This is a genomic window from Nocardiopsis oceanisediminis, from assembly GCF_048595525.1.
GTDB classification, from domain to species: Bacteria; Actinomycetota; Actinomycetes; order Streptosporangiales; family Streptosporangiaceae; genus Nocardiopsis_A; species Nocardiopsis_A oceanisediminis.
Map to the genome: position 1 here is coordinate 4,848,860 of NZ_JAFMZJ010000001.1, position 14,278 is coordinate 4,863,137.

The following is a 14,278-nucleotide window of genomic DNA, read 5'->3' on the forward strand; positions in this document are numbered from 1 at the left end:
ACAGGCCGTCCGCCCCGCGGGGGAAACGCTGCGCTCATCGTGGTGCTGAACCTGTTCGTCGAGTCGTCGGATACCGGTTCCGGCGAAGGAATGGGTGCGTCGATGCGGCGGTCGTCGGCATGGGACCGCCTGAGCGGGGTAGGGCCGGAGAAGCCGGTGGGGGGCGTCGGTGGCCTCGACGAGCATACTGACCCGGGCCGGGGACGGTTTCGGCCGCCCGGTGCCCGGGAGGGGCGGTCCGGCGGCCCGCCGGCGCCCCGTTCCCCGCCCCCTCCCCCGCATGCCCCTGCCACCTCTCCACCCCCGCTCACCAGCCGCGACGCATCGCCCACCGGTGGATCACCCGGGCATCGCGCCGCTTCCCGCCATGGAAAGGACGCCCGCGGGGCCGCTCCGGCTCCGCCGGATCGCCGTTCTCGGCTGACCGGTTCCGGCCACGGGCGCGCCCGAATCGCAACCGTTCGGCGTCCGAACCGCGATCCGCCGGGGCGGCGGGGCCGGGCGGAGGGGTCAGGCGCAGGTGCCGAGCATCTCGTCGAGGCCCTCCCGGTCCTCGGCGGAGACCGCCAGCCCGTAGCGGTGCACCACCTCGACGTAGGCCACCGCGTACTCGCACCGGAAGCCCTCGTAGGGCTGCCACTCCCCCGGCCCGGCGTCGCCCTTGGACATGTTCGCCGGGCCGTCCGAGGCCAGCAGGTTGTCCGGGTCGTTGGCGAACTCGACCCGGGTGTCGCGGTCCCACTCCGAGGCGCCCGTCCTCCAGGCCAGCGAGAGCGGCACCACGTGGTCGATCTGGACCGCCTGCGGGTCCTCGGAGGTGAACTCCAGCCGCTCCCCGGTGTAGGGGTCGTCCAGCACGCCGTCGGTGACCTTGCAGCCGTCGGCGGCCCGCACCCGGTCCAGGTCGCGGGAGAGGATGTCGTTCCGGGTGGAGCAGCCGTTGCCGTCGGTGTCCACCCAGGAGGAGCCGAACTCGTCCCGCTCGTAGTCGCCGCGCGGGCGCGGGTCCTCGACCGGGACCTCGGCCAGCAGCCGCTGCGCCTGCTCGGCGCCGGCGGAGGTGCCGGGGCCCGCGGTGCCCTGGCCGCCCTCCGGGTCCTGCCCGGTGAGCACCCGCAGCGCTCCGGACAGGCCGTGGTCGATCACCAGTACCGCGAAGGCGACGATCGCGAGGGCCGCGACGATGGTGATGTAGGCGCCGGTCCTGCGGCGGTCGCGGGGGCCGCGCGGGGAGGGGCGCCGGGGAGAACGGGACATGGCTCTGCTTCGACCTGCCTTTTCGTCGTGTCCGGAAGAGCCCGTGCCGTGTTCGGGAGAGCTCGTGCCGTGCTCGGAGTCGTGCCGTGCCCGGAAGGGTCCGCCGGGGCGGGTGCGGGGAGGGCTCCCTCCCCGGTTCCAGGATGCCGGAAGGCGGCGCGGCGTCAGTTCTGCGGGGGCCCGGTCCCGCCGGGCGCGGACCGGTCCCGGCCGCGGGCGTCCGCCTCGGGGCCGCCCCGGTCCCCGGCGGGGCCCGGCTCCTCCGCCCGTCCCTCACCGGGCTCCCCGGGGTGCGGCCCGGGCGGGTCCCCTCCCCCCGCGGGCGGGCCGTCCTCGCCGGCGGGCCGGCTCTCCGGCCGGTCCGCGGGCGCTCCGGCCTCCCCGGCGGAGCGGGCGCCCTCCGGGGCGCTCTCCTCCGGGGCGCCCTCCTCCTCGCCGGAGGAGGGCTCCGCCGGAAGCGCTCCATCCGGCTGCGGGGCCGCCGCGGCGCCGGGCGCGCGGCCGCTCCCGTCCTCCGCGTCCGGGTCCCGGCCCCCGCCGCCGTTCTCGCCGAACCTGCGCAGCAGCCGGCCGACCCCGGTGGGCCCGCCCGGTTCGGGGCCGCCGTCCTCGCCGCTGCGCTCCTGGGCGACCTGGAGGGCCTGCTCGTGCCGCTCGACCTGGCGGGTGGCCCGGTCGAAGCGGCGCGCCGCGAGCTCGGCCCGGGCCTCGGCGGTGCGCTGCGTGGGCCACATCAGGTCGATCTCGGCGTTGAGCGCCGACCCGATGAGCACCGCCAGCGCCATCACCCACAGCCAGGCCACCACCGCGATCGGCGCCGCCAGCGACCCGTAGATGGTGACCTGGCCGAAGGAGGCGCCGAAGTAGAGCCGGAGCACCACCGATCCGAGCAGCAGGATCGCGGCGGCCAGCACCGCGCCGGGGAGGTGCCGCCAGAACGCGACCCGCTCCGGCACGGCCACCAGGTACAGCGTGGCCACGGCGAGGACCGTCATCCCGGCGACCGCGGGCCAGTAGGCGGCCCCCAGCCGGCCCACCGTCGCCGGGAGGAGCCGGTGCACCATGTCGGGGCCGACCACCATCACCGGCAGCACGGCCAGCGCGAAGACCAGGGCGCCCAGGTAGGACAGGAGCGCCAGCAGGCGCTGGCGGATGTAGCCGCGCAGCCCGTCCAGGCCGTAGGCGATGGTGATGGCCTCGATGAACACGTTCAGCGCCCGCGAGCCCGACCAGAGCGAGACCAGGAAGGTCAGCGAGAGCACGCCGCCCTGGGCGCCGCGGAGGAAGTCGTCGACCAGCGGGGCGACCAGGGTGTCCACCGTGTGCTGGGTGAGGGCGTCGGCGGAGAGCTCCAGGATCCGGGCGCGGATCCGCTGCACGGTCTGCTCGCCGAACACCCCGCTGAAGTGGCCGAGCGTGCCGACCAGGCCGAGCAGCAGGGCGGGCAGGGAGAGCAGCGAGAAGAAGGCGGACTCGGCGGCCAGCCCGACGATGCGGGTACGGGCCACCGACCGGACGGTCCGCGCGACCAGCAGCACCGGGCGGCCCGGGACCGGGTTCCGGCGGATCCACCCCTCCGCGGCGGCGCGCCATCTGTCCACAAAGCCCCTCACGTCCACCAACGTTACGGGCGGCCCGCCGCGCGCGCCGCTCCCGCTCGACCGGTGACGCCTTTTCGTGTCGCTCCGCATAGCCGAACGTGACCTGCCCGGAACCGGAGGAGCGGCGGACGTGACCCGCTTCACTGCCCCCGCCCGCCGGCCGGGCCTGGACAGCCGGTCACCGTCCGTGCGATCGTCTTCAGCATGATGGCTGCGATCGACCCCATGCTCTACGTGCGCCGGCACGTGGACCTGCTCCGGGTCAGCAGCGCCATCTGTCGCCACGTCGGCTGACTCCGCCGCGGCGCGCCGGGTTACCGCAGACCCCGCGCCCGATGATCCCGCCCAGTTCTCACTGGGGCCCGGGCGGCGCCGACGTCACCCACCCGAACCGGCTGAACAGCCCCCTGCCCGGATCACGACGGCGTGCCGGGCGGCGGAGCCGGAACGTGGTGCGCGGCGGTCGCCTCCCCGGCCCCGCGATCCGCACGGAGGATCCCCAGCAATGCCTCCTTCCACGACGTCCCGACCCCGCCCGCGCCGGGGCGAGGGCCAATGGGCCCTCGGCTACCGGGAGCCGCTCAACAAGAACGAGGAGAACAAGAAGAACGACGACGGGCTCAATGTCCGCCGGCGCATCATCGACATCTACTCCAAGGCCGGCTTCGACTCGATCGACCCCGCCGACCTGCGGGGCCGGTTCCGCTGGTTCGGGCTGTACACCCAGCGCGCCCCGGGCATCGACGGCGGCAAGACCGCGGTGCTGGAGCCGGAGGAGCTGGACGACCGCTACTTCATGCTGCGGATCCGCATCGACGGCGGCCAGCTGAGCACCGCCCAGCTGCGCACCGTCGCGGAGATCTCCACCGCCTACGGCCGCGACACCGCCGACATCACCGACCGGCAGAACGTGCAGCTGCACTGGGTCCGCATCGAGGACGTCCCGGCCATCTGGGAGAAGCTCGAGGCGGTGGGCCTGTCCACCACCGAGGCCTGCGGCGACACCCCGCGGGTCATCCTCGGCTGCCCGCTCGCCGGGATCGCCGAGGACGAGGTCATCGACGCCTCCCCGGAGATCCGGCGGATCCACGACGACCACATCGGCAGCCCGCTCTTCTCCAACCTGCCGCGCAAGTTCAAGACCTCGGTCTCCGGGTGCTCGGTGCACTGCGTCAACCACGAGATCAACGACGTCGCCTTCGCCGGGGTGACCGGCCCGGACGGCACCCCCGGCTACGACCTGTACGTCGGCGGCGGGCTCTCCACCAACCCGATGTTCGCCCAGCGGCTGGGGACCTTCATCGCCCCGGAGCGGGTCTCCGAGGTGTGGGCCGGGGTGTGCGCGATCTTCCGCGACTACGGCTACCGGCGGCTGCGGCACCGCGCCCGGATCAAGTTCCTGATCAAGGACTGGGGCGCGGAGCGCTTCCGCGAGGTGCTGGAGCAGGAGTACCTCGGCTACCGGCTGCCCGACGGCCCGGAGCCGGTGCTCGACCCCGGGGTGCGCCGCGACCACGTCGGCGTGCACCGGCAGCGCGACGGCCGCTACTACGTCGGCTTCGCCCCCCGGGTGGGCCGGGTCTCCGGCACCAAGCTGGCCCGGATCGCCGACATCGCCGAGGCGCACGGCTCGGACCGGATCCGCACCACCGCGGACCAGAAGCTGGTCGTGCTGGACGTCGAGGAGTCCCGGACCGAGGCCATCACGGCCGCGCTGGAGGCGGAGGACCTGCAGGTCCGGCCGAGCGTGTTCCGCCGCCAGACCATGGCCTGCACCGGCATCGAGTTCTGCAAGCTGGCCATCGTGGAGACCAAGGCGCGCGGCGCCTCGCTCATCGACGAGCTGGAGAAGCGGCTGCCCGACTTCCCCGAGCCGGTCAGCGTCAACCTCAACGGCTGCCCCAACTCCTGCGCCCGGATCCAGGTCGCCGACATCGGCCTCAAGGGGCAGCTGGTCACCGACGCCGACGGGCGCCAGGTCGAGGGCTACCAGGTGCACCTGGGCGGCGCCATGGGCCTCAACGCCTCGTTCGGGCGGAAGGTGCGCGGCCTGAAGACCACCGCGGACGAGCTCCCCGACTACATCGAGCGGGTGCTCCGCCGCTTCCTGGAGAAGCGGGAGGAGGGCGAGCCCTTCGCGGTGTGGGCCGCCCGCGCCGACGACGCGGACCTGAAGTGAGCGCACCGAGACGGGAAGGGGACCGCCGATGAGCGAGAGAGCCGCACCCCACTACTGCCCGTACTGCGGCGACGAGGACCTCGTGCCGCACGAGGGGGACGCGGAGAAGGGCGCGGGCTACGCCTGGGCCTGCCACTCCTGCGCCCGCGTCTTCCGGGTCAAGTTCGTCGGGCTGCGCAGCGCCTCCGTCGCCGGCGGCGGCGCGGGCCCGACCGGGACGGATGGGAACCGATGAGCGCCACCGACACCCGCACCGACGGCGGGCGGACCGCCGCCGAGGACGAGGAGCGGCGCGCCCTGGCCGAGCGCGCCGCCCGCGAACTGGAGGGGGCCCCGGCCCGGGAGATCATCGCCTGGGCCGCGGAGACCTTCGGCGACCGGCTGTGCATGACCTCCTCGATGGCCGACGCCCTCATGGTCGACCTGGTCTCCAGGACCGTGCCGGGCATCGACGTGATCTTCCTGGACACCGGCTACCACTTCGCCGAGACCATCGGCACCCGCGACGCGGTCGCGGCGATGTACCCGATCAACCTGGTCAACGTGGAGCCCCGGCGCACCGTGGCCGAGCAGGACCGCGACCTGGGGCCGCGGCTGCACGGCCGCAACCCGTCCATCTGCTGCCACCTGCGCAAGGTGGAGCCGCTGAAGGAGGCCCTGGAGCCCTACGACGCCTGGCTCAGCGGGCTGCGCCGGGACGACGCGTCGACCCGGCGCGGCATCGGCACCGTCCAGTGGGACCGGCGCCGGCGGATGGTCAAGGTCAACCCGATCGCCGACTGGTCCCAGGAGGACGTGGACGCCTACATGGCGGAGAACGGCGTCATCGTCAACCCGCTCCAGTACGACGGCTACCCCTCGATCGGCTGCGCCCCGTGCACCAGCCGCGTCGAGCCGGGCGCCGACCCGCGCAGCGGCCGCTGGGCGGGTCTGGGCAAGACGGAATGCGGGATCCACCTGTGACCGCCGGCGACCCGACGCGCTCCGCGCACCGCCCGGCGCCGCTGCTCGCGGTGGCGCACGGCAGCGCCGACCCGCGCTCCGCCGAGGCCGTCGAGCGGATCTTCGAGCGGGTCCGGGCGCTCCGCCCGGACCTGGACGTCCGCACCGCCTACCTGGACCACGTCGGGCCCGGCGCGGAGGCGGAGCTGACCCGCCTGGCCGCGGACGGGGCGGGCGAAGCGGTGGTGCTGCCCGCGCTGCTCACCGCCGCCTACCACAGCCGGGTGGACCTGCCCCGGCTGCTGGAGCGGGTGAGCGCGGCCGGCCCGTGGCTGCGCATCCGCTACGCGTCGACCCTGGGGCCGCACCCGTGGCTGCTGGACGCGGTGGAGCGGCGGCTGCGCGAGGCGGGGGTGCGGGCGTCCCCGGACACCTCGCTGGTGCTGGCCTCGGCCGGCTCCAGCGACCCGGAGGCCAACGCGGTGGTGGCCCGGGCGGCCGGGCAGCTGGCCGCCCGCGGCCCGTGGCGCTCGGTGGTCCCGGCGTTCGCCTCGATGGCCTCGCCCTCTCCGGCGCAGGCCGTCGCCGGGCTGCGCGCCGGCGGCGCCCCGCGGGTCGCCGTCGCCACCTACCTGCTCGCCCCCGGCCTCTTCTCCGACCGGGTCCGCGACCAGGCCCTGTCCGAGGGCGCCGCCGCGGTCTCCGAACCCCTCGGCGACCTCCCGGAGACGGCCGCCCTGGCCCTGCACCGCTACACCGAGGCCCTGCGGGCCGAACCGTCCTTCCCCCGCCTGCCCGCCCGCTGACCACCGGCCACCGACCGCGCGGCCGCCGCCCCACGCCGGGGCGGCGACCGCGCGCGCACGGGCGGTGAGGCTGGAGACCGGACCCGCCGGTGACTACGCTGAGTCCTGGGATCCTGTTGGTTTCCCGGACATGGAGAGGGGCTGTTCTCTACGATGGCGGAGTCTCAAGGAGGAGCAGACCCCATGTCCGTGGCAGCAGCCGAGCGGCTCGAATCAGTCGAGGCCTTTTCCAATCGCACAGAAGAGCCTTCACTGCGCGCGGTCGCCGAGAAGACGGCCGAGATGCTCCCCGACGGTTATCGGGTGGAGATCCTCGGAGGAAGCATCGTCGTGTCCCCTACCCCTTCCGCATTGCACGGCACCGTGGTCAGTCGAGTCCACCGCCGGCTCGTCACCCGGCTTCCGGATGACCTGGAGTGCTATCAGGTCGTCTCCATCGGCGAACACGGGCAGAACGCAGATTACGTGACCCCTGATCTCGCGGTGATGCCCGTCGAGGCGGCGGAGGACCACTGGCTTGTCCACCCCGAGGCGTTCTGTTTCGTGATGGAAGTGGTCTCCCGAGGCAATGCCGAAACGGACATCAAGCTGAAGCCTCAGATCTACGCGGGGATGGGGATCCCCGTTTTCCTTCTGGCCGACCCCCGGGACGGTTCGATCGTTCTCCACTCGAACCCCCGCGAGGGCGCATACCAGGCGATCAGCCGGATGAAGTTCGGCGACACCGTGGTGCTGCCCGCCCCATTGAAGGACGTCGAGATCGAGACCGAGGGGTTTCCGTACTACGGTGACTGACCTCCGGGCCCCTCACAACCTGCTCCGCCTTGCCCCCGTGAACGGTTCCGCGCTGCGTGCGGCCGCGAGGAGAACAGCCGAGTCGCTCCCCGACGGCTATCGGGTGGAGATCCTCGGAGGAAACATCATCGTGTCCCCCGTCTCAACGAACGAGCACAACGGCGTGATCCGGCGCGTTCTCCTCCAGCTGGAGAAGCAGCTCCCGGAAAGCCGGATCACTCTGCAGACCACCTCGGTCGGCCGGGCCGGGGAAGATGACGACATCGTCATCCCCGACCTGGTCGTCCTTCCTGTCGAGGCCGAGGACGACGATGTCCGGCTCAATTCCCCGGACGTCGTCGATTTCGCCCTGGAAGTGGTCTCCAGAGGGAATTCCACGATCGACACCAAGGTCAAGCCCGGCGTCTACGCGGGGATGGGCATTCCCGTCCATCTGCTCCTGGACCCCCGAGACGGAGCGATCACCTGCTATTCGGATCCCCGGAACGGCACTTATCAGAGCGTGCACCACTGGAAGTTCGGCGACACCGTCGTGCTGCCCGCCCCGCTGAAGGACGTCGAGATCGAGACCGAGGGGCTGCCCCGGTACGGCGGCTGAGCACTCGCCGCTTCGGGGCGCTCCCCGCATCGGTACGGGCCGGGCGGGCGGGATAGGCTGGCGCCGATCGGTACCGAACGGGATTCGGAAGGGACGGCGCCCCCATGCCCGCCACCCATGAAGTGTTCAACCAGGCGAGCCCGCTGGAGGACTACGACGTCGCGGCGGACGACGCGCTCACCGCGGGGCTGGAGCGGGAGGGGGCCGGCTGGGCCGCCGGGGAGCTGCACGAGCTGGGGCGGCTCGCCGGGACGGCGCGGGCCCGGGCCTGGGGCGAGCAGGCCAACGCCAACGAGCCGGAGCTGCGCACGCACGACCGGTACGGCAACCGGATCGACGAGGTGGACTTCCACCCGGCCTGGCACGTGCTGATGGACACCGCCGTCGGCCACGGGCTGCACGCCGCGCCGTGGGCCGACGAGCGGCCCGGCGCGCACGCGGCGCGGGCCGCGAAGTTCTTCGTCTGGTCGCAGGTGGAGGGCGGGCACGGCTGCCCGGTCTCGATGACCTACGCCGCCGTCCCCGCGCTGCGGCACTCCCCCGAGCTGGCCGCCCGGTTCGAGCCGCTGCTCACCGCGCGCAGCTACGACTTCGGCCTGCGCGCCCCCGGCACCAAGCAGGGGCTGCTGGCCGGGATGTCGATGACCGAGAAGCAGGGCGGCTCCGATGTGCGGGCCAACACCACCCGGGCGGTGCCCGCCGCCGACGGCTCCTACCGGCTGACCGGGCACAAGTGGTTCACCTCCGCGCCGATGGGCGACCTGTTCCTCACCCTGGCCCAGGCCCCGGAGGGGCTGACCTGCTTCCTGGTGCCGCGGGTGCTGGACGACGGCTCGCGCAACGCGCTGCGGCTGCAGCGGCTCAAGGACAAGCTGGGCAACCGGTCCAACGCCTCCTCCGAGATCGAGTACGAGGAGGCCTTCGCCTGGCGGGTGGGCGAGCCCGGCAAGGGGGTGCGCACCATCATCGAGATGGTCAACGGCACCCGGCTGGACTGCGTGATCGGGTCGGCCGCCGGGATGCGCGCCGGGCTGCTGCAGGCGGTGCACCACGCGAGCGAGCGCCGGGCCTTCGGCAGGGCGCTGATCGACCAGCCGCTGATGCGCAACGTCCTGGCCGACCTGGCGCTGGAGTCGGAGGCGGCGACCACGCTGATGACCCGGCTGGCCGGCGCCGCCGACCGGAGCGCGCGCGGCGACGCCGGCGAGGCCGCGTTCCGCCGGCTGGCGGTGGCGGTCGGCAAGTTCTGGGTGACCAAGCGGGCCCCGGCGCACGCCGCCGAGGCGCTGGAGTGCCTGGGCGGCAACGGCTACGTGGAGGAGTCCGGGATGCCCCGGCTGTTCCGCGAGTCGCCGCTCAACTCCATCTGGGAGGGCTCGGGCAACGTCGCCGCGCTGGACGTGCTGCGCGCGATGGCCAAGAGCCCGGAGAGCGTGGAGGCGCTCCTGGCCGAGGTGCGCCTGGCCGAGGGGGCCGACCCGCACCTGGACGCCGCGCTGAAGCGGATCGGCGCCGAGCTGTCCGACCTCTCCGACGCCGAGTTCCGCGCCCGGGAGCTGGTCCGGCTGCTGGCGGTGAGCCTGCAGGCGTCGCTGCTGCTGCGGTTCGCCCCGGCGCCGGTCGCGGAGGCGTTCACCGCCTCCCGGCTGGGCGAGGGGCGCGGCGACGTGTTCGGCACCCTGCCGCGCGGCACCGACACCGGGGCGATCCTGGACCGGGCCCGCCCGCGCGGGTGAGGCCGGGGGGCTCCCCGCGGGAACCGGCGGGAAGCCCGGTGCCCGGCCCGCGACGGCGGCCCCTGCGGGCGGCCCCGGCGGCCTCCGCGCCCGAACGGCCTCCCGGCGGGACCGGTCCCGGTGAGCCGGACGGGCATGGTTCCGAGCCCGGGGCCCCGCAGGCGCCGGCAGCGGGACTGACGCCGGGGGCCGGCCGGGCGGCTCGCCCGCTCGGGCGCCCTCCCGCCCCGAGGTGCCTCCCGGGCCCCGGGCCGGGACGCCCCGCGGCGTCAGCGGGGGGCCGACGCCCGGCCGACGATGATCGGCTGGGACGGCGCCAGCGGGCCGAACGGGCGGTTCCGGGTGATCTCCTCGACGGCGAAGCCCGCCGCGCCGATCGCCTCCTCGGTGCGGCGGCGCAGGTCGCAGCCGAGGAGGAGGCGCTGCAGCGGCGCCACCGCGCGCTGCACCCGGGCGCGCGCCCCCGGCTCCTCCTCCCGGACGTGCTCGATGAAGGCGAGGGTGCCGCCGGGCACCAGGACCCGGCGGATCTCGGCGAGGGTCCGGGCCGGGTCGCCCACCGAGCAGAGCATCAGGACGCAGCAGACCGCGTCGAAGGAGGCGTCCGGGTAGGGCAGGTCCTCGGCGTCGGCGTCGGCCACCTCCACCGGGACCGGGGCGGCGCGGGCGCGCTCGGCGAGCAGGGCGCGGCGCCCCGGGGCGGGCTCGACCGCGGTGACGTGCCCGGCTCCGGCCAGGTCGGCCAGGGACTTGCCGGTGCCCGCGCCGACGTCGAGCACCCTGCCGGTGAGCCCGCCGAGCAGCCGGCCGCGGACGGGCCCCTCCCAGTGCGGGTCGGCCCTGCGCACCAGGCGGTCGTAGCAGCGGGCCCGCACCAGCTGGGCCCGCGTCGGCCGCCCTTCTCCACTCTCCGATGGCGCCATACCGGTCCTCCGCTAGCTCGGCCGGCCAGTGGGTCGTTTCGGTCCGGTATATCCGCTCGGGCCGGTTCCGTACCCCCGGCGGGACGGGAATCCGGCACCGCCGCGCACCGGTTCCGCGGAATCCGGTGCGGAAAGGGGCACAATACCGGTGGCAGGGCCACGGGCGGCACCCCCGGCCCACCGGCGACGGCAGCGACCCCGGAGCGGAGACGGCGACCCATGGTGGAAGTCTGGCCAGGAACCCCCTACCCCCTCGGCGCCACCTACGACGGCACCGGGACCAACTTCTCGCTCTTCTCCGAGGCCGCCGAGGCGGTGGTGCTCTGCCTGTTCGACGACGCCGGGGAGGAGACCGAGGTCCCGCTCACCGAGGCCGACGGCTTCGTGTGGCACGGCTACCTGCCCGGGATCGGCCCGGGGCAGCGCTACGGCTACCGGGTGCACGGCCCCTACGCGCCCGAGCGCGGCCTGCGCTGCAACCCGGCCAAGCTCCTCGTCGACCCCTACGCCAAGGCCATCGACGGCACGGTCACCTGGCACGAGTCGCTGTTCTCCTACCACTTCGACGACCCGGGCCGGCGGAACACCAGGGACAGCGCCCGCTACGTGCCCAAGTGCGTGGTGGTCAGCCCGTTCTTCGACTGGGGCAACGAGAACCGCCCCCGGGTGCCCTACCACGAGACCGTCATCTACGAGGCGCACCTGCGCGGGCTGACCATGCGCCACCCCGGCGTCCCCGAGCACCAGCGGGGCACCTACGCCGGCCTGGCGCACCCGGTGATGGTGGAGTACCTGGCCTCGCTGGGGGCCACCGCGGTGGAGCTGATGCCGGTGCACCACTTCGTGCCGGAGCACGCCCTCGTCGCCCGCGGGCTGACCAACTACTGGGGCTACAACACCCTGGCCTACCTGGCGCCGCACAGCGGGTACGCGGCCAACGGGTCGCGCGGCCAGCAGGTGCAGGAGTTCAAGGCCATGGTCAAGGCCCTGCACGGGGCCGGCATCGAGGTGCTGCTGGACGTGGTCTACAACCACACCGCCGAGGGCGACCACATGGGCCCCACCCTCTCCCTGCGCGGCATCGACAACCTCAGCTACTACCGGGTGGCCGACGGGGACCCGCGGTTCTACGTCGACTACACCGGCTGCGGCAACAGCCTCAACGTGCGCCACCCGCACTCGCTGCAGCTCATCATGGACTCGCTCCGCTACTGGGTGATGGAGATGCACGTCGACGGCTTCCGCTTCGACCTGGCCTCGGCGCTGGCCCGGGAGTTCCACGACGTGGACCGGCTCAGCACCTTCTTCGACATCGTCCAGCAGGACCCGGTGATCTCCCAGACCAAGCTGATCGCCGAGCCGTGGGACGTCGGCCCCGGCGGCTACCAGGTGGGCAACTTCCCGCCGCTGTGGACCGAGTGGAACGGCAAGTACCGGGACACCGTGCGCGACTTCTGGCGCGGCAGGCCGGTGGTCCCCGAGCTCGCCTCCCGGCTGGCCGGCTCCAGCGACCTCTACCAGGACGACGGGCGCCGCCCGGTCGCCTCGATCAACTTCGTCACCTGCCACGACGGCTTCACCATGGCCGACCTGGTCTCCTACGAGCGCAAGCACAACGAGGACAACGGCGAGGACAACCGGGACGGCACCGACGACAACCGGTCGGCCAACCACGGCGTGGAGGGGCCCACCGAGCGGGTCGAGGTGCTGGCGCTCCGCCGCCGCCAGGTGCGCAACCTGCTGGCGACGCTGTTCTGCTCCCAGGGCGTGGTGATGCTCTCGCACGGCGACGAGATCGGCCGCACCCAGGGCGGCAACAACAACGCCTACTGCCAGGACAACGAGATCGCCTGGATGGACTGGAAGCGGGCGGCCGAGGAGGAGGACCTGCTCGACTACGTGCGCGGGCTGGCCCGGCTCCGCCGCGAGCACCCGGTGTTCCGCCGCCGCCGGTTCTTCCAGGGCGGCCGGCCCGGCGCGGGCGCACTGCCCGACATCGCCTGGCTCCGCCCGGACGGCGCGCGGATGGGCGACGGCGACTGGCACGACGGGGTGCAGGAGCTGGGCGTCTTCCTCAACGGCGACGCGATCACCGAACCCGACCCGCACGGCCGCCCGGTCCGCGACGACTCCTTCCTGCTGCTGTTCAACGCCGGCCCGGCGCCGACCGACTTCCGCGTCCCCGGCAAGGAGTTCGGCATCGCCTGGGAGACCGTGCTGGACACCGCCGACCCCGACGTCTCCGACCGGCCGTTCGTACCGGCGGAGGGCCGGGTCCCGGTGATCGACCGGGCGCTCATCCTGCTGCGCCGCGTCTCGCACGGCGCGTCCGGCCGGGTCCGGCGCCCCGAGCCGCCGAGCTGACCGGGGCGGCCGGGGCGGCACCGCCCCGGCCGCCGCCGGATCGGCGGCCGCGGATACTAACCTCGCAGCCATGGATTCCGTCCCGCGCTTCCGCGCCCTGCTGCCCGACCCCGGCGGCGAGGTCGACCTCGCCGCCCGCTACGCCTACCCCGCCGGGCTCGACCGGCCCTGGCTCCGCTGCAACATGGTGTCCAGCGCCGACGGCGGGGCGTGGGGGCCCTCCGGGCGCACCGCCGAGCTCAGCTCGCCGGCGGACCGCGCCGTGATGGGGGTGCTGCGCGGGCTGTCCGACGTGGTGCTGGCCGGGGCCGCCACCGCCCGGATCGAGGGCTACCGCCCGGTGCGCCCCCGCGAGGTCTGGGCCGGGCTGCGCGAGGGGCGGCCGTCCACCCCGTCGGTGGCGGTGGTGACGCGCTCCCTGGACCTCCACCCCGACCTGCTGGGATCCGCCCCGGAGGACGCCCCCACCATCGTGTTCACCACCGATTCGGCGCCGCCGGACCGGCTCCGCGCGGCGAAGCGGGCCGGCGCCGAGGTGGTCATCGCCGGCGGGGAGTCGGTCAGCCCGGTGGCGGTACTGCAGGCACTGGCCGCGCGCGGGCTGAACCGGGTGCTCACCGAGGGCGGCCCGCACCTGCTCGCGGAGTTCGCCTCGGCCGGCCTGCTCGACGAGCTCTGCCTGACCACCAGCCCGCACCTGCTGGGCCCGGCGGCTTCCCGGATCGTGGCCGGGGACGCGCCCTCGCACACCGCGCCGCTCCGCCTGGAGCACCTGCTGGAGTCCGAGGGGGCGCTCTTCGCCCGCTACACCCGGGCCTGAGGCCGCCGCTCCCCGGCGGGCGGGGCGGCGCGGAGAGAGCGCCACCGCCGCCCGCCCCGGGGGACGGCCCGGCCGCCGCCGGGGCTTCCCGCCGCCCGCGCGCGCCGGGCCGGCCGCCCCGCGGAGGGTTCCCGTCCGGGTGGCCGGTTTCGGCTCTCCGCCGATCACGCATGAACACCGGCACGGGTGGAGATATCGGCTGTGTGGGGTCGTCTCGATGAGCCCCGCCGAATCCCTCCGGGCACGGAGTGCCGGGG

Annotated in this window: 13 protein-coding genes; 10 read left to right on the top strand and 3 right to left on the bottom strand. The window is 74.3% G+C overall.

Going from position 1 to position 14,278, the window contains the following annotated elements:
* Positions 1 to 510: 510 nt before the first annotated feature.
* On the bottom strand, positions 511 to 1,257 hold the full coding sequence (locus J0910_RS21230) for an HNH endonuclease family protein (protein ID WP_420160302.1): 747 nt from the start codon (positions 1,255 to 1,257) through the stop codon (positions 511 to 513).
* Between the two features lie 164 nt (positions 1,258 to 1,421).
* Complete coding sequence (locus tag J0910_RS21235) at positions 1,422 to 2,858, bottom strand: YhjD/YihY/BrkB family envelope integrity protein (protein WP_420160303.1); 1,437 nt, start codon at positions 2,856 to 2,858, stop codon at positions 1,422 to 1,424.
* 204 nt (positions 2,859 to 3,062) lie between these two features.
* On the opposite strand from J0910_RS21235, the gene J0910_RS21240 reads away from it, so the two are divergent.
* The 8 genes from J0910_RS21240 to J0910_RS21275 all read left to right on the top strand — a co-directional run bounded on the left by J0910_RS21240 (position 3,063) and on the right by J0910_RS21275 (position 9,914).
* A complete protein-coding gene (locus tag J0910_RS21240; protein WP_017596097.1) occupies positions 3,063 to 3,152 on the top strand; it encodes a putative leader peptide in 90 nt (29 codons plus the stop codon).
* 211 nt (positions 3,153 to 3,363) lie between these two features.
* Positions 3,364 to 5,037: a nitrite/sulfite reductase gene (locus J0910_RS21245; RefSeq protein WP_420160304.1), complete on the top strand. Its 1,674-nt coding sequence runs from the start codon at positions 3,364 to 3,366 to the stop codon at positions 5,035 to 5,037.
* Positions 5,038 to 5,065: 28 nt separating this feature from the next.
* Positions 5,066 to 5,272 carry a hypothetical protein gene (locus J0910_RS21250; RefSeq protein WP_420160305.1) on the top strand — a complete coding sequence of 69 codons (207 nt, stop codon included), beginning with the start codon at positions 5,066 to 5,068 and terminating at the stop codon, positions 5,270 to 5,272.
* Positions 5,269 to 6,000, top strand: a complete 732-nt coding sequence (locus J0910_RS21255; protein WP_420160306.1) for a phosphoadenylyl-sulfate reductase — start codon at positions 5,269 to 5,271, stop codon at positions 5,998 to 6,000. Before J0910_RS21250 ends, J0910_RS21255 begins: the two co-directional genes overlap by 4 nt.
* Positions 5,982 to 6,785, top strand: coding sequence for a sirohydrochlorin chelatase (locus J0910_RS21260; protein WP_420160307.1), 804 nt, complete (start codon positions 5,982 to 5,984; stop codon positions 6,783 to 6,785). Before J0910_RS21255 ends, J0910_RS21260 begins: the two co-directional genes overlap by 19 nt.
* Before the next feature lie 183 nt (positions 6,786 to 6,968).
* Positions 6,969 to 7,580, top strand: coding sequence for a Uma2 family endonuclease (locus tag J0910_RS21265; RefSeq protein ID WP_420160308.1), 612 nt, complete (start codon positions 6,969 to 6,971; stop codon positions 7,578 to 7,580).
* A gap of 37 nt (positions 7,581 to 7,617) precedes the next feature.
* On the top strand, positions 7,618 to 8,178 hold the full coding sequence (locus J0910_RS21270; protein WP_420162040.1) for a Uma2 family endonuclease: 561 nt from the start codon (positions 7,618 to 7,620) through the stop codon (positions 8,176 to 8,178).
* 104 nt (positions 8,179 to 8,282) lie between these two features.
* Positions 8,283 to 9,914: an acyl-CoA dehydrogenase family protein gene (locus J0910_RS21275; RefSeq protein ID WP_420160309.1), complete on the top strand. Its 1,632-nt coding sequence runs from the start codon at positions 8,283 to 8,285 to the stop codon at positions 9,912 to 9,914.
* A 269-nt stretch (positions 9,915 to 10,183) separates the two neighbouring features.
* Here the strand turns inward: J0910_RS21275 and J0910_RS21280 are convergent, their stop codons facing one another.
* Positions 10,184 to 10,837, bottom strand: a complete 654-nt coding sequence (locus tag J0910_RS21280) for a class I SAM-dependent methyltransferase (RefSeq protein ID WP_420160310.1) — start codon at positions 10,835 to 10,837, stop codon at positions 10,184 to 10,186.
* Positions 10,838 to 11,056: 219 nt separating this feature from the next.
* On the opposite strand from J0910_RS21280, the gene glgX reads away from it, so the two are divergent.
* On the top strand, positions 11,057 to 13,201 hold the full coding sequence (glgX, locus tag J0910_RS21285; protein ID WP_420160311.1) for a glycogen debranching protein GlgX: 2,145 nt from the start codon (positions 11,057 to 11,059) through the stop codon (positions 13,199 to 13,201).
* Positions 13,202 to 13,271: 70 nt separating this feature from the next.
* The gene (locus J0910_RS21290) at positions 13,272 to 14,021 is read left to right on the top strand and encodes a pyrimidine reductase family protein (RefSeq protein WP_420160312.1); all 750 of its coding nucleotides are present in this window, start codon (positions 13,272 to 13,274) and stop codon (positions 14,019 to 14,021) included.
* Positions 14,022 to 14,278 lie beyond the last annotated feature (257 nt).

Excerpts from the sequence above, each read along its gene's own strand:
- J0910_RS21255 (WP_420160306.1), top strand. The coding sequence starts at position 5,269 with ATGAGCGCCACCGACACCCGCACCGACGGCGGGCGGACCGCCGCCGAG.
- J0910_RS21240 (WP_017596097.1), top strand. The coding sequence starts at position 3,063 with ATGATGGCTGCGATCGACCCCATGCTCTACGTGCGCCGGCACGTGGAC.
- J0910_RS21230 (WP_420160302.1), bottom strand. The coding sequence starts at position 1,257 with ATGTCCCGTTCTCCCCGGCGCCCCTCCCCGCGCGGCCCCCGCGACCGC.
- J0910_RS21245 (WP_420160304.1), top strand. The coding sequence starts at position 3,364 with ATGCCTCCTTCCACGACGTCCCGACCCCGCCCGCGCCGGGGCGAGGGC.
- J0910_RS21265 (WP_420160308.1), top strand. The coding sequence starts at position 6,969 with ATGTCCGTGGCAGCAGCCGAGCGGCTCGAATCAGTCGAGGCCTTTTCC.
- J0910_RS21275 (WP_420160309.1), top strand. The coding sequence starts at position 8,283 with ATGCCCGCCACCCATGAAGTGTTCAACCAGGCGAGCCCGCTGGAGGAC.
- J0910_RS21290 (WP_420160312.1), top strand. The coding sequence starts at position 13,272 with ATGGATTCCGTCCCGCGCTTCCGCGCCCTGCTGCCCGACCCCGGCGGC.
- J0910_RS21280 (WP_420160310.1), bottom strand. The coding sequence starts at position 10,837 with ATGGCGCCATCGGAGAGTGGAGAAGGGCGGCCGACGCGGGCCCAGCTG.
- J0910_RS21260 (WP_420160307.1), top strand. The coding sequence starts at position 5,982 with ATGCGGGATCCACCTGTGACCGCCGGCGACCCGACGCGCTCCGCGCAC.
- J0910_RS21250 (WP_420160305.1), top strand. The coding sequence starts at position 5,066 with ATGAGCGAGAGAGCCGCACCCCACTACTGCCCGTACTGCGGCGACGAG.
- glgX (WP_420160311.1), top strand. The coding sequence starts at position 11,057 with ATGGTGGAAGTCTGGCCAGGAACCCCCTACCCCCTCGGCGCCACCTAC.